The sequence below is a fragment of the Pantoea stewartii genome (genome assembly GCF_011044475.1).
Taxonomy (GTDB): Bacteria; Pseudomonadota; Gammaproteobacteria; order Enterobacterales; family Enterobacteriaceae; genus Pantoea; species Pantoea stewartii.
Genome location: NZ_CP049115.1, coordinates 2804639 through 2825782, shown reverse-complemented (window position 1 = coordinate 2825782; position 21144 = coordinate 2804639). Strand labels below are relative to the sequence as shown.

The following is a 21144-nucleotide window of genomic DNA, read 5'->3' as shown; positions in this document are numbered from 1 at the left end:
CGATGGATTCGCAACGCAATCTCTTTCTCATCGCTTTTCTGTTCGTGTCTTTCATGATCTGGCAAGCCTGGCAGACGGACCACGCTCCGAAGCCATTGCAGACCCAGACCACGCAAAACACCAACAGCGCTGCCGGTGATGCTACCGGTGTTCCCGCCAGTGGCCAGGGTAAAACGATCACCGTTAAGACCGATGTCCTGTCATTAACCATCAACACTCGCGGTGGCGATGTTGATCAGGCGCTGCTGCTGACTTACCCGGATAAGCTGGGTTCTGACAAGCCGTTTGAGCTGCTTGAAACCACACCATCGTTTGTCTACCAGGCGCAGAGCGGTCTGACTGGCCGTAATGGTCCGGACAACCCGAACAACGGTGCGCGTCCGCTGTATACCACGGCACAGGATCACTTCGAACTGGCTGACGGTCAGAGCGAGCTGCGTGTTCCGATGACGTTCACGGCTGAAAACGGCGTTGTCTATACCAAAACGTTTGTGTTCAAGCGTGGCGACTATGCAGTTAACGTTGATTACAACATTAACAACACCAGTCAGCAGCCGCTGGAAGTGTCAATGTTTGGTCAGTTAAAACAGACCATCGATTTGCCTAAGCACCGCGATACCGGCAGCAATAACTTTGCGCTGCATACCTTCCGCGGTACGGCTTACTCCACCAGCGAATCGAAATACGAAAAGATTAAGTTCGATACTATCGCCGATAACGAAAACCTCAACACCACCACCACCAATGGCTGGGTGGCGATGTTGCAGCAGTATTTCGCTACCGCCTGGGTGCCGCGCACGCAGGGAACCAACACGCTTTACACCAGCAATCTGGGAAATGGCGTGGCGGCTATCGGCTATAAATCTGCGCCGGTCACCGTTGCACCGGGTGCACAGCAGACACTGGATGCCACACTGTGGGTAGGTCCGGAAATTCAGGATAAAATGGCCGCGATTGCGCCGCATCTTGACCTGACTGTGGACTATGGCTGGTTATGGTTCATCTCTCAGCCGCTGTTTAAACTGTTGAAGTTCATTCACAGCTTTATCGGTAACTGGGGCTTCTCCATCATCATCATCACGTTCATCGTGCGTGGCATCATGTACCCGCTGACGAAAGCGCAGTACACCTCGATGGCGAAAATGCGCATGCTGCAGCCGAAGATTCAGGCGATGCGTGAGCGTTTAGGGGATGATAAGCAGAAGCAGAGCCAGGAAATGATGGCGCTGTATAAGGCTGAAAAAGTGAATCCGCTGGGTGGCTGTCTGCCGCTGGTGATTCAGATGCCTATCTTCCTGGCCTTGTACTACATGCTGTCTGGCTCGGTTGAACTGCGTCATGCGCCGTTTATTTTATGGATTCATGACCTGTCAGCGCAGGATCCGTACTATATTCTGCCGATCCTGATGGGCATCACCATGTTCTTCATTCAGAAGATGTCACCGACGACGGTGACCGATCCGATGCAGCAGAAGATCATGACGTATATGCCTGTAATTTTCACCGTGTTCTTCCTGTGGTTCCCGTCAGGTCTGGTGTTGTACTACATCGTCAGTAACCTGGTGACCATTCTCCAGCAGCAGCTGATCTATCGCGGGCTGGAAAAACGTGGCTTACACAGCCGCGACAAGAAGAAAGCGTAAAACCGTCGCGGGAGGTCTCCCGCGATAAAACAGGTTATGCTCAGGCGGTCAAAGCGACCGCCTTTGTTTTTTGTAGTGAGAGAAAATGTATGAGCCATAGCGATACCATTGTTGCTCAGGCCACGCCGCCCGGACGCGGCGGCGTTGGCATTTTGCGTGTTTCCGGTCCGCAGGCCGCAGAGGTTGCCCGCCAGGTGCTGGGTAAACTCCCTAAACCACGTTATGCCGACTACTTATCGTTTAACGACAGTGATGGCAGCGTGCTGGATCAGGGCATCGCGCTATGGTTTCCTGGCCCTAACTCCTTTACCGGCGAGGATGTGCTGGAGCTGCAAGGTCACGGCGGCCCGGTGATTCTGGATCTGCTGCTGAAACGGATTGTGGCCCTGCCCGGATTACGTATCGCGCAGCCTGGGGAGTTTTCTGAACGCGCGTTTCTGAACGACAAACTCGATCTGGCCCAGGCGGAAGCCATTGCCGATCTGATTGACGCCAGCTCAGAACAGGCCGCGCGTTCGGCGGTAAATTCCCTGCAAGGCGCATTCTCTGTCCGTGTTAACCAGCTTGTGGAAGCCCTGACTCACCTGCGTATCTACGTGGAAGCGGCCATTGACTTTCCAGATGAAGAGATCGATTTCCTGTCTGACGGCAAAATCGAAGGGCAGCTTAATGCTGTCATTCGCGATCTCGATGCGGTGCGCGCGGAAGCCAGACAGGGCAGCCTGCTGCGCGAAGGGATGAAAGTCGTCATTGCCGGTCGGCCAAATGCCGGAAAATCGAGCCTGCTTAATGCACTTGCCGGGCGTGAAGCGGCTATCGTCACGGATATCGCCGGCACCACGCGCGATGTGCTGCGTGAACACATCCATATTGATGGTATGCCACTGCATATCATTGATACCGCCGGTTTACGCGAAGCCAGTGATGAGGTGGAACGTATCGGCATCGAGCGCGCCTGGCATGAAATAGAACAGGCGGACCGCGTGCTGTTTATGGTTGATGGCACCACCACGCAGGCGACCGAACCGGCGGAAATCTGGCCCGATTTTGTCGCTCGCCTGCCGTCTCAACTGCCGATCACCGTGGTGCGGAATAAAGCGGACATCACCGGTGAAACGCTCGGCCTGACGGACGTCAATGGTCATGCCCTGATCAGACTGTCTGCCCGCACCAGCGAAGGGATTGATACCTTACGTGATCACCTCAAACAGACCATGGGGTTTGCCGACAATATGGAAGGCGGCTTCCTGGCGCGCCGTCGTCATTTGCAGGCACTGGAATTAGCCGCAACCCACCTGGAGCAGGGAAAACATCAACTGCTGGGCGCATGGGCAGGGGAATTACTGGCAGAAGAGTTGCGTCTGGCGCAGCAGGCACTGAGTGAAATTACGGGTGAATTTACCTCGGACGATCTGTTAGGCCGGATTTTCTCCAGTTTCTGTATTGGTAAGTAGCTCAGCGGGCAGACGGCGGTGGAAATGTGCATCCAGAAACGCAATCCGCCGTACGTTGCGCATCGGTTGCCGTAACGCAAGGTATGATAACGAGGGATAAGATTGCTCACGTTTTGCGGCGTGCCAGGTCATTCACACTAAACCGGGCGAATAGGCATCCAAAAGCGTGAACGCAACGTACAGGTTAAATACTGGATGTTTTCCTGGAGAGTTATATGACGATACCGCTCGATGATGCCGCGCTGAATACGTTGTTTTACAGGGCCCGTACGCACAGTCACTGGCAGCCTGAACCGGTGCAGCAGTCGCTGCTGGAGAAGCTCTATCAGATGGTTGCCCTGGCACCGACCTCGGCCAACTGCTCACCCGGTCGCTTTGTTTTTGTCACCTCTGCGGAGGGAAAAGAAAAGCTGAAGCCGGCCCTGGCCTCCGGCAACCTTGAGAAAACCCTGCGCGCCCCTGTCACCGTGATTATTGCCTGGGACAGCGAGTTTTATCAGCATCTGACCATGTTGTTTCAACATGCCGATGCGCGAAACTGGTTTACCAACACACCCGATCTGGTTAAAGAAACCGCATTTCGTAACAGTAGCCTGCAGGCAGGCTATCTGATCATGGCCGCGCGTGCGCTGGGGCTGGATGCAGGCCCGATGTCAGGATTCGATCCGCTTAAAGTGAACGCGGCCTTTTTTGCCGGTACCACCTGGCAGGCCAACCTGCTCATTAACCTGGGCTATGGCTTACCCGACAAGCTCCCGCCCCGATTACCCCGGCTGAGCCTGGAGCAGGCCTGCCAGTTCGTCTGAGTTACTGGAGCGTTACGTGCTTACCGTAACGCTCACTGCTTTCCCGCCCTTTGCGTACGGTTTTAATGCGCGTCGATAAAGGCGATTTTCAATACAAACAGCAAGGCGACAATGACGACGCAGGGGCTGATTTCTCGCCAGCGACCGGTGCCCAGCTTCATCACACAGTACGCAATAAAGCCCAGTGCGATGCCTTCTGTAATCGAAAAACTAAAGGGCATCATGGCGGCAGTTACAAATGCCGGGACGGCTTCGGTCAGGTCATCCCATTTGACGCGGGACAGGCTGGCCGTCATCAGCACGCCAACATAGATTAACGCGCCTGCCGCAGCATAGGCCGGTACCATGGCCGCCAGGGGCGATAAAAACGTGACGAGCAGGAACAGAAGGCCTGTGACCACGGCCATCAATCCGGTACGGCCGCCGACAGCTACGCCGGAGGTACTTTCAATATAGGCGGTCACCGATGACGTTCCTGCCAGCGCGCCCGTTACCGAACTGATGCTGTCGACATACAACGCCTGTTTCATGCGCGGGAACGTGCCTTTTTCATCAGCCAGTCCGGCTTTGTCGGTCACGCCAATCAAGGTGCCGGACGAGTCAAACAGATTGACCAGCATAAAGGAGAATATGACGCCTGCCATGCCGATGTTGAACGCGCCTTTAATATCAACCTGACCGACAATCGCGGTGACAGATGGCGGCGCAGAAACTACGCCCGTAAACGTCACGTCGCCCAGCAGCCAACCCAACGCCGTGGTGACGATCATCGAAATGAGCACGGCGGCGTGAATGTTGCGTGAGGCCAGAATGGCGATAATAAAGAATCCCAGCGCACCCAGCAGCACATTGTGTGAGCTGAGGTTACCCACGCTGACCAGCGTATCCGGGTTGGCCACAATGATACCGGCGTTTTTCAGGCCCATCATGGCAATGAACAGGCCAATGCCAGCGGTGATGCCTACGCGCAGGCTAAGCGGAATATTGGCGATCATCCAGTAACGTACCCGCAACAGAGTCAGGATGAGCAGACCCAGTGCGCCCCAGAAGATGGCACCCATGCCGACCTGCCATGAGTAACCCATCGCGCCGACGACCACAAAGGCAAAAAAGGCATTGAGGCCCATCGCCGGGGCCAGGGCGACAGGAAGATTGGCAAACAGCCCCATCAGGATGCTGCCGAACGCGGCAATCAAACAGGTCGTTACGAACACTGCCCGGGTATCCATGCCTGCGACACCTAAAATCTGCGGGTTCACAAAAACAATGTATACCATGGTCAAAAACGTGGTAATGCCTGCGATCACTTCGGTACGAACCGTTGTACCATGCTCCTGCAGTTTGAATACGCGCTGAAAAAGGCCTTGTTTATTCATGCCATTTATCCAGAAGAAAATTTCACCGGCGCGTATCCTGGCGATTTTGCCCCGGCAATACAATGATTTTTCGCAACCGATTGCCATATCCCGGCCCCTCAGGGACACGCTGACGTGTTAAGGTACCCCGAACAAAAGGAGGAGTCAGATGTCTGTTGAATGCGTCTTTTTCGATTGTGACGGTACCCTGGTTGACAGTGAAGTCCTGTGCACCCGCGCGTATGTCACCACCTTTGCCCAGTACGGGATTACGCTCTCTCTGCAGGAGATGTTCGAAAAGTACAAAGGGGTAAAGCTGTATGACATCATCCGCGACGTCAGTGAAACGCATCGGGTCGCTCTGCCTCTGGAGGACGTTGAACCGGCTTACCGGCGCGAAGTGGCCCGTTTGTTTGACCGTGAACTGAAGCCGATAGCCGGTGCGAAGGCACTGGTCGGGCAAATGGCAGTACCGATATGCGTGGTGTCAAACGGCACGGTGAAAAAGATGCAGCACTCGCTGGGCCTCACCGGCATGCTGAGTCATTTCGCTGACCGTCTTTACAGCGGTTACGATATTGGCCACTGGAAGCCCGAACCCGAGCTGATGTTTCACGCAGCCCAACAAATGCAGGTACCCGTCGAGCGCTGTATTTTGGTGGATGACTCCGAAGCGGGGGCGCGTGCCGGTATCGCAGCAGGCATGCCGGTGTTTTATTACTGTGCCGACGCTCATAATCCCGAACTCCATCATCCGCTGGTGACCGTGTTCACCGATATGGCCGCGTTACCCGCGCTGTGGCGCGCCAGAGGCTGGAACCTGACGCGCTGACTCAGGTCACCCAATGTCGTTTATCCACCCGACTGAGCAGCATTCCCAGTAATAAGCTGCCCACCAGCGTGACGGTAAAAACGGCAGGCAGGTCGAGCCAGGGACGCGCCATATCGTCATAGTGATGGGTGCGAATAAAATGGATGAACAGGGCGTGAAAGCCGTAGATGGGCAGAGAGTAGCGCGAAATGATGGCCAGACCGGGCAGCGTACGTTGATTAAAGGCATTTTTGAACACCACCAGCGCGCTTATTGCGGCAATGAATACCAGCGGTCCGCAATAGAGATACCACGTATCGTTAAAGGCACCATTAACGATTAACGCGCGCTTCGTACCCAGCATAATGCCGGTCACGCAGGCCACAAAGGTCACGGCAGCCAACGGTGTGATAGCGCGTCTTTCTGTGTCCATGGTACCGATCGCCCGGCCTAATAAGGCGTAGAGCAGGTAATAGATACTGTCGCCGCTCAGGTAAAGGTTAATGGGCAACCAGTGAAAGCGCCCCCACGACTGGTCCATGGTATTGGGATTCGCGAGGACCACCACAATCAGCACCAGTAGCGCCACGTAGCGCGGCCGCACGCTTTTTACCTGAATCAGGGGCGACAAGAGGTAAATCCCCATGAGCGCGAAGAAAAACCACAGATGGTAGAACACCGGCTTCTGCAGCATTTTTAAAATTGAACGGCCTTCGCCAATTGGCGTCAGCAGGCTGATATAAACCAGTGACACGGCACTGTAAAAAACCAGACATCCCAGCAGTCGCCACAGGTGGCGCGGCTGCGTACTGCGTTCACCAAAGAACAGATAGCCTGAAATCATAAAAAACAGCGGCACACAGATGCGTGACGCTGAATTGAACAGGTTAGCAATATCCCACCAGTGACCTTTTATGGCCATCGGCCCGGTCAGATACCACGTTGTGGTGTGAATGACGATGACCATCAGGCAGGCAATCGCCCGCAAATTATCAATCCAGTAAATCTTTTGCGACATGGTGTCCTCTGGCGCAGTGCGTCCCGGTGCAAAGCGTAGCCAGTCGCGTCGACGTCAACAAGCGCAATAGCGGGGATTCAGAACCCTCTGTGCACAGGATCGCATGAAAACGCATAACCGTATCGGTTAATCAGGCGATGACAGGCCGCCAGCAGGCTAAATCTGACACCAAAAATCCACTCTCGCGGCTGCGCCGCCGGATTTCCGGCTGCATATCACGCGGTCAAAGGGTATACTGTCGCACTCTTTTTTTATCTAGCCGAACCGCGTGCGAACTCATCATGCAAAAGTTTGATACCAAGACCTTTCAGGGCCTGATCCTGACATTGCAGGATTACTGGGCGCGCCAGGGCTGCACCATTGTTCAACCACTGGACATGGAAGTGGGCGCTGGTACTTCACACCCAATGACCTGCCTGCGCGCACTTGGCCCGGAGCCGATTGCTGCGGCCTATGTGCAGCCATCCCGTCGTCCTACCGACGGCCGCTATGGCGAAAACCCGAACCGCTTGCAGCACTACTATCAGTTCCAGGTGATCATCAAGCCGTCGCCGGACAATATTCAGGAGCTGTACCTCGGGTCGCTGAAAGCGCTGGGTATGGATCCTACCGTACACGACATTCGCTTTGTTGAAGATAACTGGGAAAACCCGACGCTGGGTGCCTGGGGACTGGGCTGGGAAGTCTGGCTTAACGGTATGGAAGTGACGCAGTTTACCTATTTCCAGCAGGTCGGTGGCCTGGAGTGTAAACCGGTTACCGGCGAGATCACCTATGGTCTGGAACGTCTGGCCATGTATATCCAGGGCGTGGACAGCGTTTACGATCTGGTCTGGAGCGACGGTCCGTTAGGCAAAACTACCTACGGTGATGTGTTCCATCAGAATGAAGTGGAGCAGTCGACGTATAACTTCGAATATGCCGACGTCGATTTTCTTTTCACCTGTTTCGAACAGTATGAGAAGGAAGCGCAGAAGTTGCTGGCGCTGGAAAAACCGCTGCCTTTGCCTGCTTACGAGCGCATTCTGAAAGCCGCACACAGCTTTAACCTGCTGGACGCGCGCAAGGCGATCTCGGTGACCGAACGTCAGCGTTATATTCTGCGTATTCGCACCCTGACCAAAGCCGTGGCTGAAGCCTATTACGCTTCTCGTGAAGCGCTGGGCTTCCCGATGTGCAATAACAAAAAGTAAGAGGCAGCCATGACTGAGAAAACCTTCCTGGTGGAGATCGGCACCGAAGAGCTGCCACCGAAAGCATTACGTAGCCTGGCAGAAGCCTTTGCTGCCCAGGTGACGGCCGAGCTGGATGCCGCGAATCTGAACCATGGCGAAGTGAGCTGGTTTGCTGCACCGCGTCGCCTGGCGCTGAAAGTCGCCCATTTGAGCGCCTCCCAGCCCGATCGTGAAGTAGAAAAGCGTGGACCTGCCGTTACCGCCGCCTTTGATGCAGCGGGCAATGCCACCAAAGCGGCAGAAGGCTGGGCACGGGGTAACGGTATCACGGTCGATCAGGCTGAACGTCTGAGCACCGATAAAGGCGAATGGCTGGTCTATCGCGCTCAGGTGAAAGGCGAAGCGGCGCAGGCATTGCTGCCGGGCATGATTGCCACGGCGCTGAGCAAACTGCCGGTACCGAAACTGATGCGCTGGGGCGACAGCGACGTGCAGTTTGTGCGTCCGGTGCACACCGTTACGATGCTGCTGGGCGATGAACTGATCCCCGGCACGATTCTTGGCATCAAGTCCGATCGCGTTATCCGTGGTCACCGCTTCATGGGCGAAAGTGAAATCACGCTTGAGAACGCCGATCAGTATCCGGATGTGCTGGAAAAGCGCGGTCAGGTGATTGCCGACTATCAGGTCCGCAAAGCCATGATCAAAGCCGATGCGGAAGCCGCAGCACGGCGTTTAGGTGGCGTAGCCGACCTGAGTGACAGCCTGCTGGAAGAGGTAACATCGCTGGTGGAATGGCCGGTGGTATTGACCGCCACCTTCGAGGAAAAATTCCTTAAGGTGCCGGCTGAAGCGCTGGTTTACACCATGAAAGGCGATCAGAAGTATTTCCCGGTTTATGACGCGGAAGGCAAACTGCTGCCAAACTTTATTTTCGTCACCAATATTGAGTCGAGCGAGCCGCAGCAGATTATTTCTGGTAATGAGAAGGTGGTGCGCCCGCGTCTGGCGGATGCTGAATTCTTCTTTAATACCGATCGTAAAAAACGTCTTGAAGATCATCTGCCGCGTCTTGAAACCGTATTGTTCCAGAAGGAACTCGGTTCGCTGCGTGATAAAACGGATCGTATTCAGGCGCTGGCGGGCTGGATTGCGGCACAAACGGGCGCAGATGTGAATCACGCTACGCGCGCAGGCCTGCTGTCAAAATGCGATCTGATGACTAACATGGTGTTTGAGTTTACCGACACCCAGGGCGTTATGGGCATGCACTATGCGCGTCATGACGGTGAAGCCGAAGATGTCGCTGTGGCGCTGAACGAGCAATATCAGCCGCGTTTCGCAGGTGATGATTTGCCGTCCAGCCCGGTAGCCTGTGCGCTGGCCATTGCTGATAAGATGGATACGCTGGCCGGTATTTTCGGCATCGGTCAACATCCTAAAGGCGATAAAGATCCCTTTGCTCTGCGTCGTGCCGCGCTGGGCGTTTTGCGCATCATCGTGGAAAAAAATCTGCCGCTTGATCTGCAAACGCTCACCGAAGAGGCCGTACGTCTGTATGGCAGCAAGCTGAGCAATGCGAACGTGGTTGATGACGTCATCGACTTTATGCTGGGCCGTTTCCGTACCTGGTATCAGGAAGAAGGCCACAGCATCGATACCTTGCAGGCGGTGCTGGCACGTCGTCCAACCCGTCCGGCGGACTTTGATGCACGTATGAAGGCGGTTTCGCATTTCCGTACGCTTGATGAAGCGGCCGTGCTGGCGGCGGCCAACAAGCGTGTCTCGAATATTCTGGCAAAATCAACAGAACCGCTGAATGACAGCGTTCAGGCATCACTGTTGAAAGAAAATGAAGAGATCCAACTGGCCACGTTTGTGACCGCCCTGAGCAGCAAACTGCAGCCTTACTTTGCAGAAGGACGTTATCAGGATGCGTTAATTGAACTGGCGCAGCTGCGTGAAGCGGTAGACAACTTCTTCGATAAAGTGATGGTGAATGCAGAAGACCCGGCGGTGCGAATTAACCGACTGACGCTGCTGTCGAAACTGCGTGAGCTGTTCCTGCAGGTGGCCGATATCTCGCTGCTGCAGTAATCGGTTCTGATACAGATAAAAGGGACGAGATATCGTCCCTTTTTTTATGCCGCCACCCGACCTGCTGGTGGCACTTTATCTTTTTGCGGACGCAATAAAAGAACTGACAACACCTGTGGTTGCGAAGGCATCCTGGCAGCGCAGGAAGCCGGACGGCAACGAACCCTGTAAATGGACTGCGGCACTGCGCGGCGTGCAGCTTCAGAATGTCCAGGTCACGCCTGAAGACAGCGTCCAGAAATACTGTTGATCCGTCATCGGACTGTCGCGGAGGGCCCCTGTAAGGAAGGTGACTTTGGGTTGCAGGTAGACATGGAAGGATTTTACAGGGTGCCAGTCAAACGCCACGGCAAGCCATGGCGTTACGCCCTGATGGTTCCAGGTCGGTAAACCACTGCGGGCAGATTCCTCTTCGCTTACCCCGTAGTAATAGCTTGCCTGCTGTTTACTGAGCCAGTCCACACCGGCCTGAGGATAAACGTCCAGTTGCATCAGAGAGACCTGGCCTGCCCAGGCGACTGTACCCAGCCATCCCCGGCTTTCGTTCAGCGTATCGCCAGACAATTCGGTTCGAAACGCACCAAGGGGCGTGATCTTCTGGTAGCTCATGCCGCCCATCATGGTGCTGTGGCGGATGCGTAACTGGCGGAGTGCCGAATCAGAGGTCTGGTCCGGATCAAATTCGTTATCCAGATACCACCAGCGCGCTTTCAGTTGTGTGGTGTCATCTTTGATAAAATAGGCACCCACTTCTGTGCCATCAATATAGACATGATCATTGTCATAGCCCACATAGGGCAGGCCAGAAAACTGAGTTTTATACGCGCGATAGGGCGTAAAGTTCGCTTCCCCCTGCGCACCCAGGGTCAGCCCCTCAGCCCAGGCATGCGTAATATTACCGAGCAGGAGGCAACACAATGCCGTTCTGAAGCGTAATGGGATGGTCGTCATTTTGTCCGGTTATCGTCTGGCTGAGGCGGTGATCTGTCAGGCCTCACAGCCCGAAACGGGGCGTGAGCATACATAAAAATTTGTGCCGCCTTTTCATCCTGAGCGCGCGGGTTGTCTCAGAACAGGGCTGCCCGAAAGGTATATCGGAGCCGCTGCAGCAATGCAAGAGATGGCTACGCTTATTCTCACGGAGTTCATCCCCTGTTTATACTGGTCACGATGGACAGGTTCAGGCTACTGCGCGAATGTGCCATTCCGTGGTGATGGGTAAGGGGAATAACGGAGACGTCGACAGCCCTTTACGTGGGAAAGCAAGGATTGCAGACTGAAATGCGCTAAGGAAACAGGCTGTCAGCACCGCTACCGGCATCAGCGCTGACAGCCTCGCCGATCAGGATGCCGGCGGCGTGGTTCGGGCAAAACTTTCCCGTTGAAAGAGTGTTTCGGCCAGCCTGACCAGTGCGGGCCGCTGAACGCACCAGTTAGGGACAACGCGACGGAAATTCAGGTAGCCAATCATGCAGCCTGTGGCAATGTCGGCCAGATTCAGTTCGCCATTATCGATCCACTTTCCTTCACTCACTTCTTTTTCCAGGCTGTCCAGCCCGCGCTGAATCTTGTCGCGATGGCGTAACAGCACTTCTTCTGACTGGGCGTTACCCGGCCGCATTTGCTCACGTACGATCACCAGTGCCGCATCGCTGATGCCATCGGCCAGCTTTTCAAGCTGACGAACCTTTAAAGACGCCAGCGGATCAGCGGGCAATAAAGCCGGTGCCTGACCACGCAGTTCGAGGTACTCCGCAATGATGCTGGAATCGAACCAGACCTGCTGATCCTCCGCGACCAGCGCGGGCACTTTCCCCAGCGGGTTATATTGCGGAACATGGCTGTCTTCGCTGTAGGGCGACGCATTAACAAATTCGAACATCATGCCTTTTTCCAGCATGATGACAGAAATCTTGCGGACAAAGGGGCTGGTATAGCTGCCAATCAGTTTCATTGCGTTACTCCCGTTTAGCGAGGTTTCATCAGCAAAAAACTATTCACCGGGAAACATAAAAGGATTCAGGCCACTGCGTACAAAACCTTCCTGCTCCATACGTGCATCCAGCACTAAAGAGGCGAGATCGTCGGCGACCGGTTCAATGGCCGGATTTTTTTCCTGATAAAGCATTTTCATGTAGCTGCCACAGTCGCCGCAGCTTTCTGCTTTGACGGCCGCGTGCTCGCTGTCCAGTGACCAGTAATGCAGATCGCGGTTTTGGTCGCAATGAGAGCAGGTGTTCTGCACGACGTGCCATTCACTTTCGCACAGGTTGCAGTGCAGGTAGCGCGCACTTTCATGCGAACCCATATGTACGATGCTGGCGACCGGCAGGCTGTGACATACCGGGCAGTGCTGGCGTTGTGCGCCCATCACCGCCTGAGCCGTACCGGGAATCAATGCCGCCATTTGTGCCCAGTAGATTGACAGCGCAGCCCAGATAAAAGGGGCTTTATCACTGCTCACCTGCGCGTACTCACCCGCAAACAGGGCACTGGCCAGCGTTTCCAGCTCGGTCGCTGACGCTTTCTCCAGGTTCTCTAACACCGCCAGCGCCTGACCGCTCATTTCGGGCTTTAGCTCCGCAACTAACGAGTGCAGCAGGCGATGCCAGTGTGGATCGCGCGAAAGAGTATGAATATCCAGCGGCGCTTTATCTTCCTGAGCGCTCCTGAGCAGATGTGCGTGAAGGTTCATTTGCAGAGGATGATCGTACAAAACGATTTCCTGCGCTTGGGCGATGACGGCGGCAAAGCGTAAATAGTCACCCAAAGGATTTTTTGCCGCCAGATCACGCAAACGCGCCGCCCGACGGCTGTATAAATTTTTCAGCCGGGGGAAGAGTAACGGCGGGATCATTTCCGCTGGGTTTTTTTCGCTCTTCTCCAACGGGTCTTTCGGGATAATGCGGATGCGCATAAAAGGCATTTTCCTGTTTGTTGGCTGATTACGCTACTCACGACACCAGCAAAAATGAGGTTGTCTGTATCGGCTACGAATAGCCGTTATGGGCCGGATCTCTCGCCATTTTCCCTCGTGAGCGGTTCTCAGCGAGCAAAGCAGGCGGAAAACCGCGTCAGGAAACCACAGTGCAAAACTGGTCCCACCAGGCTGAGCATAGCAGTCCAGCCCTTTATCTTCAGTATGAAATACATTTTTCGCCGGCGACAACAAGCATAACGCATTGTGAATAACGGCAAATCTGTGGGCCTTTCACGCTTTATGCTGTCTGCCCCCCACAGACTTGTTGCAGCACGGCGCAGGGTACAGAATAGAAGCTATTCAGCATGGCGCAACAGGGTTACCTTTACGCCATCCGCAACAGCTCAGGGTCAGAACAACGTGAAGAACAACGAAGTGAAAGAGGAAACCGGTGCGAGTGAGCGAGCAGGCTTGCGTGAAATCCATGTCTGGCAACGTGACGACCTGCACCATGCTCAGGCCGACTGGTTAGCCGAAGAAGTGCCCGTGGCGTTGGTGTATAACGGTATTTCTCACGTTGTGATGATGACAACGCCCAAGGACCTGGAGGCGTTTGCTGTCGGTTTTTCACTCTCAGAAGGCATCATCGATTCTCCGGCCGATATTTTCGGAATGGATGTGGTGACCGGTTGTCACGGCATTGAGGTGCAGATTGAATTATCCAGCCGACGTTTTATGGCGCTGAAAGCCCAACGGCGAGCGCTGGCCGGCCGGACGGGTTGCGGCGTATGTGGCGTGGAGCAACTGGAGCAGATCGGAAAGCCGCTGACGCCGTTGCCGTTTACGCAGACTTTTCCCCTGGCGCAGCTGGACAGCGCGCTGGCGCAGCTCAAGGACGTCCAGCCCGTCGGGCAAAAAACAGGCTGCACGCACGCGGCCGCCTGGATACATCCTGAGGGTGGACTGATTCATGGCTGTGAGGATGTCGGCCGCCATGTGGCACTGGACAAACTGCTGGGCTATCGCAGTCAGGCCGAATGGGGCAATGGTGCCGTACTGGTCTCCAGCCGGGCCAGCTATGAAATGGTGCAGAAATCGGCAATGTGCGGCGTTGAAATTCTGTTTGCCGTGTCTGCCGCAACCCAGTTAGCGGTGGAGGTGGCCGAACGCTGTCATCTTACCCTGGTAGGATTCAGTAAACCGGGCCGTGCCACCATCTATAGTCATCCGCAGCGGCTGAGATAACGTCTGCGTGTTCGGGGCGCTTTGCAGGTAATCCTCTTTACGCACCCAGGCTTTCCGCCACCGAAAAATCTGGCTGCTTTGCATGCTTTTTCAAAACCTTATGTTTAATAGGGCATTGATTACGCTTTTACCGATCATGAATTTAACTATAATGATACGACTGCTTACGCGGCACGTGCCGACATTGTCGTGCTGCTCAAACACTAAATGGAGAGGAAGAACATGAGTTATTCACTGCCATCCCTGCCTTACGCTTACGACGCACTGGAACCGCATTTTGACAAGCAGACGATGGAAATCCATCACACCAAACACCACCAGACTTATGTCAACAACGCCAATGCGGCGCTGGAAGGGACTGAATTTGCCGATCTGCCTGTCGATGAACTGATCACCAAACTGGATCAGCTGCCAGCAGATAAAAAAGGCCCGCTGCGCAATAACGCGGGTGGTCACGCTAACCACAGCCTGTTCTGGAAAGGCCTGAAAACCGGCACCACGCTGCAGGGCGAGCTGAAAGCTGCGATTGAAAAAGATTTCGGCAGCGTAGAAAAATTCCAGGAAGAGTTTGAAAAAGCGGCAGCGACCCGTTTCGGCTCCGGTTGGGCCTGGCTGGTTAAGAAAGGTGACAAACTGGCCGTGGTTTCAACCGCTAACCAGGACAACCCTCTGATGGGCGAAGCGATCGCTGGCGTATCGGGTTACCCTATCATCGGTCTGGATGTGTGGGAACACGCCTACTACCTGAAGTATCAAAACAAACGTCCGGATTACATCAAAGCTTTCTGGAACGTGGTTAACTGGGACGAGGCGGCAGCGCGCTTCGCATCCGCTAAGTAAGCGCCAAGCGCCACAGGTACTTTCAACCGGCAGAATGGCTCTGCCGGTTTTTTTACGCCCGCAGGATGCTGTTCTTCCACCCTGCAACTTCTCAATGGTGCCTGCTCTGGCATTTTATTACCTTCAAACTACCTGCACACATGCAGTCGGGCTTAAGGGCCTAAACGAAAATTAAACGAAGCGTCAGTTTACCCCGCTAAATTTTTAACAATTTGAGTCATTAACCTGCCGTTGATGCCGGTCGTTTTATCATCAGTGTCATTATCAGACCAATAAGAATGTCGGCTATGTCTATTTATACTACACACGATGTGATGGCGGATTCATACGCCAGTTTATTTTTTCAATTACTTAGCGGAAAGTACGTCCCCAACAAAATCTGGCGGAGCCGGCGATTCCGGCTTAAATTTGCTTTAAGAACCCTTATTGCACCTGTTACGACTTTGCGTTATTTACAGCAACTTTCTGCGTTACCAAGAATCACCCAGTTAATGCACGTACAGGGGCTGTTACCTGCAAAACTTCATCGCCCCTATCTGCGTGCGGGGATGAGCGTCGCGCAACGGGCGCAGGCGATTCTTGATCATTATGCGTTGATGGGAAGTCTGGAGAACAGTCAGCTTCGCCAGATTCTGCAAAGCGGAGAGGAGACAGTCCTTGCCAGGTTTGAAGGTAAAAATAATGAAGCGTTCAATATTACTTGTCGCTCCGGATATTTCGATCGTGAAGGGGAAGTCACGGTTGTTTTACGTTATGAAAATGAGGCGCTGGCTTCTCTGTCATTTACCATTATGAATGACGAAAAACAGCGAACTTTGCTGATTGGTGGTTTGCAGGGACCACGTAAACATATCTCAAATGATGTTATTCGTGATGCAACGAAAGCCGCACACGGCTTATTTCCTAAACGCCTGTTAATGGAAGTTGTATTTATTTTGGCTCAGCAATGCGGCGTTAAGAAAATTGCGGCGGTTGGCGACGAAACCCATGTTTTTCGTAGCCTGCGTTATCGTCATAGCAAAGGTGATAAGTTTTTCGCCAGCTACAGTGAATTCTGGCTGACGCTGAATGGTCAGGCCCGCGCTGACGGCATGTTTGCGCTGCCGCTGATGTTGCCACGAAAAGCGCTTGAGGACATTGCCAGCAAGAAGCGGGCCGAATACCGCCGTCGTTATACGCTGCTGGATACGCTGGCAGAGCAGGTGAATACGGCTACTGGCCAGCATGCGGTGGATCAGGCAGCTGCCTGATCGCACACATCAAAAGGCGCTTTTGGCAAAGCCTGTCATGACCTGCAGGTTCATTTCTCGTCCCAGCGCGGTCATAGGGTGCACGACAACCAGGCCGCGTACACTTTTCTTTAAGGCACCCAGATTGGCCTGTTCTTTTTTGGTAATTTCGCGGCTGAACGGCAGTTTCTGCAGTTTTTGCGCTTCCTGGCTCAATTTGGCGTCGCGCTGATTGCGCAGACGTTCAATTTCCGTCACCAGCGTTTCTTTCTCTTTTAAAAGCGCGCCCAGCTTTTCAGCATCACCCGCTTCCAGTAGCTGAGGCTCTTTACGGTTCAGCGCGTCCAGTTGATCGCTGAGGCGTTTAATTTCGTTCTTTTCTTGCTCTTTCATGACAACAACTCGTTGAGGAAAACAGGCTAAGGATACACCAAATTCACGACAGATTCTCGGGAGAAGGGTGAAAGAGGGAGCGGTTCAGGCTCCCCGCAGGATTTAGCTGGATGCCTTCTTAAACGCCTGTTTCAGGCTGATACGGGAAATGAGTTCTGTCAGAGACAGTACCATCGTGGAGCGCACCATTTGCAGGTAGCGTTGCTGCTGCATCGCCTGTAAGGCGGGATCGTCTGCCTGTAAGGTGGGAACCGGCGGCCAGGCTGAGACGCAATGCAATTCACCGAAAGGACCCAGGATTTCATCATCGGTAAAACGATAATCGCCCGCGTCGTGATTCAGCTCTTCGCGCAGGGCCAGCAGCAGCTCACAATCTTCATATTCATGACGACTAATCACCCCAAGGCCATAAATCAGCTTAAGCCTGACCGACAGCTCGCCGAGCGGGCCGTCGCCCAGCAACAGGGGCTCCACGGCGTATTTCACGGCGTAGTCATCTTTACGGAATACTTGTAACACCAGCACATTAACGGCTTCGGCCAGCAGTTCAACTGCGGCGAACAGAAAGCTCCGCACCGATCGCCCCGCGTTCAGACGTTCAAGCACACGATTTTCAAAAGCCTGCTTTTCTTCCATTATGGCCTGCGTCAATGTCGTACTGCTGTCGGAGGCGACGTCATCGCCCCCGATCTGGATTGCTAACATGGCGTTATTATGCCATGGCGTGCCAGGCGCTAACGGCTTCTTTTACAATCTCACTGTCAGCCTCCAGGCCAGATACCTGAGCCAGGGTTGCCTGTGGCCCTTTTTCCGCCAGCAGTGCAGCCAGCTCTTGCGCCTGCGGATCCTGGTCGCTGTGGTAGTGCATGGCGGCCGCAATCCCTTTCACCAAATTCGCATGCGGCAACCCGTATTCCAGTGTGCCCAGCGTTGGTTTAATCAGGCGATCGCCCGCACTTAACTTACGAAGTGGCTGCCGACCCACGCGTTCAACATCATCTTTTAAGTAAGGATTTTCAAAGCGGCCCAGGATTTTCTGGATATAGGCAGCATGTTTATCGGCGTCGAACCCATAACGTTTGATGAGCACCGCGCCACTCTCTTCCATGGCACCCTGAACGACGGCGCGAATACCCTCATCAAGAATGGCATCGCGGATGGTCTGGTGGCCAGCCCGTTGTCCCAGGTAGGCCGTAATCGCGTGGCCGGTGTTGAGTGTAAAAAGCTTACGCTCAACAAAGGCCATCAGGTTGTCAGTCAGTTCCATGCCCGGAATGGTGGGCAGATCGCCCTTAAACTGGGTCTTATCCACAATCCATTCGCTGAAGGTTTCCACGGTGACTTCCAGCGGATCCTCACTGCCGGCTTCAGAAGGCGGTACAATACGATCAACCGCAGAATCGACAAAGCCAACATGCGCCTCAAGCCAGGCGTGATACTGGGACGGTAGTGCCTGCAGCACATGCTGTTTGAGCTGACTGGTACCACGAACCATATTTTCACAGGCGATAATATTTAGCGGTTGAACATTGCCGTTATCACTGCGTTTGGCCAGACCTTTGGCGACGCTGGTGGCGATGCGTTCCAGGATTTGCGGGCCAACCGCAGTGGTAACGAGATCAACTTCAGCGATCAGAGGGATAATATCGTCGCTGGTACTGTTAACGGCGCTGACGCCTGTAACGATGTCGACGTTGGCCTGTTCACCGACGACATGCACAGGATATTCATGACGTGCATTCAGGGCATCCAGTACCGTCTGATTCACATCTGCAAAAACCAGCTCAATACCTGCGTCTGCCAACAGTTTACCAATAAAACCGCGACCAATATTACCCGCTCCAAAATGTAACGCTTTCATAATTTTGACCCATATCAAATGACAACGGGGCGGGCATGTCCGCCCCAACAAAGTGGGACGGGCATAACCGCCCCAGGGAAAATGTCGGACCGAATCAGGCTAACGCTGGCTTGCCTGATAACAGATCCAGCACATCTTGAACGCTGTTGGTATGAGCCAGTTTTTCAATGACCTGCTCATCGTCAAGTGCGTTGGTCAGGCTGGTGATCACCTGAATATGCTCGTTATTGCGGGCGGCGATACCAATGACCAGGCGCGCCACCTCATCGGGTTCATCACCAAACTGCACGCCAGCAGGGTACTGGCAGAAAACCACACCGGTTTTCAGCACCCGGTCTTTAGCCTCAACCGTGCCGTGCGGGACCGCGATCGATTCGCCAAGGTATGTCGGCGTCAGCTTTTCCCGCTCCAGCATCGCATCAACGTACTCGGGCTGAACATAACCCCCTTTCACCAACTGCTCACCCGCAAAGCGGATGGCCTGCTCTTTATTACTGGCATTCAGTCCCAGGAACACGTTGCTCGCCCCCAGTTTAAACAGGTTGGCACTGCCGTCATCATAGCTGTCACCCAATGTTTTCTGTACGACTTCCCGGTTCGCTTCACTCCGGTTTGCCGCCGCCAGGCGCTGGGTCAGCGTGCTGTACAGAGCACTGTCCAGAAAGTTATTCAGTGAAATGTGTTGGGCATGAGGAGCCTGACGAATGGCGCGTTCGGTCAAATCGCGATGCGTAATGACTAAGTCAACATCACCCGGCAGCGCGTTAATGGCGCTGTTGGTTACCGACACATGCGTTAAGCCTGCATCCTGAACTTTCTTACGCAGTACGCCTGCCCCCATAGCGCTTGACCCCATGCCGGCATCACAAGCCACGATGATTTTACGCACATGGTTCAGGTCAACGCTCATCGCATCGCTGGCAACCGCGGCACCTGACACCGCCTGTCCTTTTGACTCGGCTTTCATATCATGCATGCGCTGCGTAGCCGCTTCGATATCATCGTCTTCTTTCACTTTGCTGGTTTTGAGCAAAATAGCAGAGACCACGAAGGAAACAGCAAAAGCAGCGAAGACGGCGGCAATATTCGCAAAATAAGCGCCTTTTGGCGTCATGGCTAATACCGCCAGGATAGATCCCGGTGAGGCAGGGGAAACCAGGCCGCCATGCAGAACCGTCAGAGTAAACACGCCGGTCATACCGCCGAGGATCACGGCCAGCAGCAGGCGTGGTGCCATCAGGACATAAGGGAAGTAGATTTCGTGAATACCGCCCAGGAAGTGGATGATAGCCGCACCGCCGGCAGACTGCTTCGCACTACCACGACCAAAGAACATATAGGCCATCAGTACGCCCATACCCGGGCCTGGGTTGGCTTCAATCAGGAAGAAGATTGACTTACCGGCTTCGCTTGCCTGTTGAATCCCCAACGGTGAGAAGATGCCGTGGTTAATAGCATTATTAAGAAACAGGATTTTCGCCGGTTCGACAAAGACAGACGTCAATGGCAGCAGGTTATTTTGCACCATCAAATTGACGCCAGCGGACAGAATATGTGACAAACCTTCGACAAGGGGACCAATCGCCAGGAAGGCCAGCAACGCCAACAACATGCCGATGATCCCGGCAGAGAAGTTGTTAACCAGCATTTCGAAGCCGCTTTTGATTTTGCCGTCAACCATGCGGTCAAATGACTTGATTGCCCAGCCACCAAGCGGGCCTGCGATCATCGAGCCGAGGAACATCGGCATATCAGCACCGACAATCACGCCCATTGTCGTGATGGCACCCACCACACCGCCGCGATCGCCTCCCACCAGACGTCCACCTGTAAAGCCAATTAGCAATGGCAGCAGGTAAGTGATCATCGGGGCGACAAGTTTCGCCAGTGTTGCGTTTGGAATCCAGCCCGTTGGAATAAACAGCGCGGTGATAATACCCCAGGCGATAAACGCGCCGATGTTAGGCATCACCATATTACTCAAAAAGCGACCAAAGCTTTGAACTTTGACCTTTACTGATGAGGACATAAGCCCACCCCTTGTTGAGACGCGCTGCAACAGGAGCGCGCGTTTGTTTTTGTTTAGCCACTACGGCGATGCGCCGTCAGTATTACTGTATGCAGGCGGACTTTATCACGCGAATATTGGCCTGCGTAGTGGGTGACCCCATGAGTGATGCAGGTCACATTTGTGACGGGGTGACAGGGGCGTTTTAAGTGATTTGGATCACAAAATAAGGGTCATACAGGAAAGTTATGACCAAATTTTGACCATTTCTTTTTACATTAAGTGATAT

General features: G+C 54.0%; 18 protein-coding genes. 9 read left to right on the top strand and 9 right to left on the bottom strand.

Annotation, left to right across the window (positions count from 1 at the left end; all coding sequences use genetic code 11):
* The first annotated feature begins 2 nt into the window (after window positions 1-2).
* From yidC to G5574_RS13440, 3 genes are all read left to right on the top strand, one after another.
* Window positions 3-1643: a membrane protein insertase YidC gene (gene yidC, locus G5574_RS13450; RefSeq protein ID WP_006121381.1), complete on the top strand. Its 1641-nt coding sequence runs from the start codon at window positions 3-5 to the stop codon at window positions 1641-1643.
* Window positions 1644-1732: 89 nt separating this feature from the next.
* The gene (gene mnmE / locus G5574_RS13445) at window positions 1733-3097 is read left to right on the top strand and encodes a tRNA uridine-5-carboxymethylaminomethyl(34) synthesis GTPase MnmE (protein ID WP_006121382.1); all 1365 of its coding nucleotides are present in this window, start codon (window positions 1733-1735) and stop codon (window positions 3095-3097) included.
* Window positions 3098-3312: 215 nt separating this feature from the next.
* Window positions 3313-3903, top strand: coding sequence for a malonic semialdehyde reductase (locus G5574_RS13440; protein ID WP_033737294.1), 591 nt, complete (start codon window positions 3313-3315; stop codon window positions 3901-3903).
* Between the two features lie 62 nt (window positions 3904-3965).
* Here the strand turns inward: G5574_RS13440 and G5574_RS13435 are convergent, their stop codons facing one another.
* Complete coding sequence (locus G5574_RS13435) at window positions 3966-5279, bottom strand: NCS2 family permease (RefSeq protein WP_033737296.1); 1314 nt, start codon at window positions 5277-5279, stop codon at window positions 3966-3968.
* A gap of 148 nt (window positions 5280-5427) precedes the next feature.
* Between G5574_RS13435 and yieH the strand changes: the two genes are divergently transcribed.
* Window positions 5428-6090 (top strand): 6-phosphogluconate phosphatase, encoded by a 663-nt coding sequence (gene yieH, locus G5574_RS13430; RefSeq protein ID WP_033737297.1) that lies wholly within the window; start codon window positions 5428-5430, stop codon window positions 6088-6090.
* Between the two features lies 1 nt (window position 6091).
* On the opposite strand, the gene G5574_RS13425 is transcribed toward yieH, so the two are convergent.
* Window positions 6092-7087 carry an acyltransferase gene (locus tag G5574_RS13425; RefSeq protein ID WP_006121386.1) on the bottom strand — a complete coding sequence of 332 codons (996 nt, stop codon included), beginning with the start codon at window positions 7085-7087 and terminating at the stop codon, window positions 6092-6094.
* A gap of 281 nt (window positions 7088-7368) precedes the next feature.
* Here G5574_RS13425 and glyQ point away from each other — a divergent pair, with 281 nt between their 5' ends.
* Both glyQ and glyS read left to right on the top strand, forming a co-directional pair.
* Window positions 7369-8280 (top strand): glycine--tRNA ligase subunit alpha, encoded by a 912-nt coding sequence (gene glyQ / locus G5574_RS13420; RefSeq protein WP_006121387.1) that lies wholly within the window; start codon window positions 7369-7371, stop codon window positions 8278-8280.
* 9 nt (window positions 8281-8289) lie between these two features.
* The gene (glyS, locus tag G5574_RS13415; RefSeq protein WP_164482741.1) at window positions 8290-10359 is read left to right on the top strand and encodes a glycine--tRNA ligase subunit beta; all 2070 of its coding nucleotides are present in this window, start codon (window positions 8290-8292) and stop codon (window positions 10357-10359) included.
* Between the two features lie 201 nt (window positions 10360-10560).
* On the opposite strand, the gene G5574_RS13410 is transcribed toward glyS, so the two are convergent.
* From G5574_RS13410 to fdhE, 3 genes are all read right to left on the bottom strand, one after another.
* Window positions 10561-11310, bottom strand: coding sequence for a MipA/OmpV family protein (locus tag G5574_RS13410; RefSeq protein ID WP_033737302.1), 750 nt, complete (start codon window positions 11308-11310; stop codon window positions 10561-10563).
* A gap of 391 nt (window positions 11311-11701) precedes the next feature.
* The gene (locus tag G5574_RS13405; protein ID WP_033737305.1) at window positions 11702-12313 is read right to left on the bottom strand and encodes a glutathione S-transferase; all 612 of its coding nucleotides are present in this window, start codon (window positions 12311-12313) and stop codon (window positions 11702-11704) included.
* A gap of 39 nt (window positions 12314-12352) precedes the next feature.
* Window positions 12353-13276, bottom strand: a complete 924-nt coding sequence (gene fdhE / locus G5574_RS13400) for a formate dehydrogenase accessory protein FdhE (protein WP_058708560.1) — start codon at window positions 13274-13276, stop codon at window positions 12353-12355.
* 474 nt (window positions 13277-13750) lie between these two features.
* Between fdhE and fdhD the strand changes: the two genes are divergently transcribed.
* From fdhD to G5574_RS13385, 3 genes are all read left to right on the top strand, one after another.
* Window positions 13751-14524 (top strand): formate dehydrogenase accessory sulfurtransferase FdhD, encoded by a 774-nt coding sequence (gene fdhD / locus G5574_RS13395; protein ID WP_226374606.1) that lies wholly within the window; start codon window positions 13751-13753, stop codon window positions 14522-14524.
* 222 nt (window positions 14525-14746) lie between these two features.
* Entirely contained in the window at window positions 14747-15364 is a 618-nt protein-coding gene (gene sodA, locus G5574_RS13390) for a superoxide dismutase [Mn] (protein ID WP_006121393.1), read from the top strand.
* Window positions 15365-15651: 287 nt separating this feature from the next.
* On the top strand, window positions 15652-16614 hold the full coding sequence (locus G5574_RS13385; RefSeq protein WP_033737309.1) for a VirK/YbjX family protein: 963 nt from the start codon (window positions 15652-15654) through the stop codon (window positions 16612-16614).
* A gap of 9 nt (window positions 16615-16623) precedes the next feature.
* Here G5574_RS13385 and G5574_RS13380 read toward each other — a convergent pair whose 3' ends face one another.
* From G5574_RS13380 to G5574_RS13365, 4 genes are all read right to left on the bottom strand, one after another.
* A complete protein-coding gene (locus G5574_RS13380; RefSeq protein ID WP_006121395.1) occupies window positions 16624-16986 on the bottom strand; it encodes a YibL family ribosome-associated protein in 363 nt (120 codons plus the stop codon).
* Window positions 16987-17088: 102 nt separating this feature from the next.
* A complete protein-coding gene (locus G5574_RS13375; protein WP_172677666.1) occupies window positions 17089-17691 on the bottom strand; it encodes an MltR family transcriptional regulator in 603 nt (200 codons plus the stop codon).
* Window positions 17692-17698: 7 nt separating this feature from the next.
* Window positions 17699-18847 carry a mannitol-1-phosphate 5-dehydrogenase gene (gene mtlD, locus G5574_RS13370; protein WP_033737311.1) on the bottom strand — a complete coding sequence of 383 codons (1149 nt, stop codon included), beginning with the start codon at window positions 18845-18847 and terminating at the stop codon, window positions 17699-17701.
* A 94-nt stretch (window positions 18848-18941) separates the two neighbouring features.
* The gene (locus G5574_RS13365) at window positions 18942-20876 is read right to left on the bottom strand and encodes a PTS mannitol transporter subunit IICBA (protein WP_054634740.1); all 1935 of its coding nucleotides are present in this window, start codon (window positions 20874-20876) and stop codon (window positions 18942-18944) included.
* Window positions 20877-21144: the final 268 nt, after the last annotated feature.

Coding starts and splice junctions, on each gene's coding strand:
- yidC (WP_006121381.1), top strand. CDS start 3: ATGGATTCGCAACGCAATCTCTTTCTCATCGCTTTTCTGTTCGTGTCT.
- mnmE (WP_006121382.1), top strand. CDS start 1,733: ATGAGCCATAGCGATACCATTGTTGCTCAGGCCACGCCGCCCGGACGC.
- G5574_RS13440 (WP_033737294.1), top strand. CDS start 3,313: ATGACGATACCGCTCGATGATGCCGCGCTGAATACGTTGTTTTACAGG.
- G5574_RS13435 (WP_033737296.1), bottom strand. CDS start 5,279: ATGAATAAACAAGGCCTTTTTCAGCGCGTATTCAAACTGCAGGAGCAT.
- yieH (WP_033737297.1), top strand. CDS start 5,428: ATGTCTGTTGAATGCGTCTTTTTCGATTGTGACGGTACCCTGGTTGAC.
- G5574_RS13425 (WP_006121386.1), bottom strand. CDS start 7,087: ATGTCGCAAAAGATTTACTGGATTGATAATTTGCGGGCGATTGCCTGC.
- glyQ (WP_006121387.1), top strand. CDS start 7,369: ATGCAAAAGTTTGATACCAAGACCTTTCAGGGCCTGATCCTGACATTG.
- glyS (WP_164482741.1), top strand. CDS start 8,290: ATGACTGAGAAAACCTTCCTGGTGGAGATCGGCACCGAAGAGCTGCCA.
- G5574_RS13410 (WP_033737302.1), bottom strand. CDS start 11,310: ATGACGACCATCCCATTACGCTTCAGAACGGCATTGTGTTGCCTCCTG.
- G5574_RS13405 (WP_033737305.1), bottom strand. CDS start 12,313: ATGAAACTGATTGGCAGCTATACCAGCCCCTTTGTCCGCAAGATTTCT.
- fdhE (WP_058708560.1), bottom strand. CDS start 13,276: ATGCGCATCCGCATTATCCCGAAAGACCCGTTGGAGAAGAGCGAAAAA.
- sodA (WP_006121393.1), top strand. CDS start 14,747: ATGAGTTATTCACTGCCATCCCTGCCTTACGCTTACGACGCACTGGAA.
- G5574_RS13385 (WP_033737309.1), top strand. CDS start 15,652: ATGTCTATTTATACTACACACGATGTGATGGCGGATTCATACGCCAGT.
- G5574_RS13380 (WP_006121395.1), bottom strand. CDS start 16,986: ATGAAAGAGCAAGAAAAGAACGAAATTAAACGCCTCAGCGATCAACTG.
- G5574_RS13375 (WP_172677666.1), bottom strand. CDS start 17,691: ATGTTAGCAATCCAGATCGGGGGCGATGACGTCGCCTCCGACAGCAGT.
- mtlD (WP_033737311.1), bottom strand. CDS start 18,847: ATGAAAGCGTTACATTTTGGAGCGGGTAATATTGGTCGCGGTTTTATT.
- G5574_RS13365 (WP_054634740.1), bottom strand. CDS start 20,876: ATGTCCTCATCAGTAAAGGTCAAAGTTCAAAGCTTTGGTCGCTTTTTG.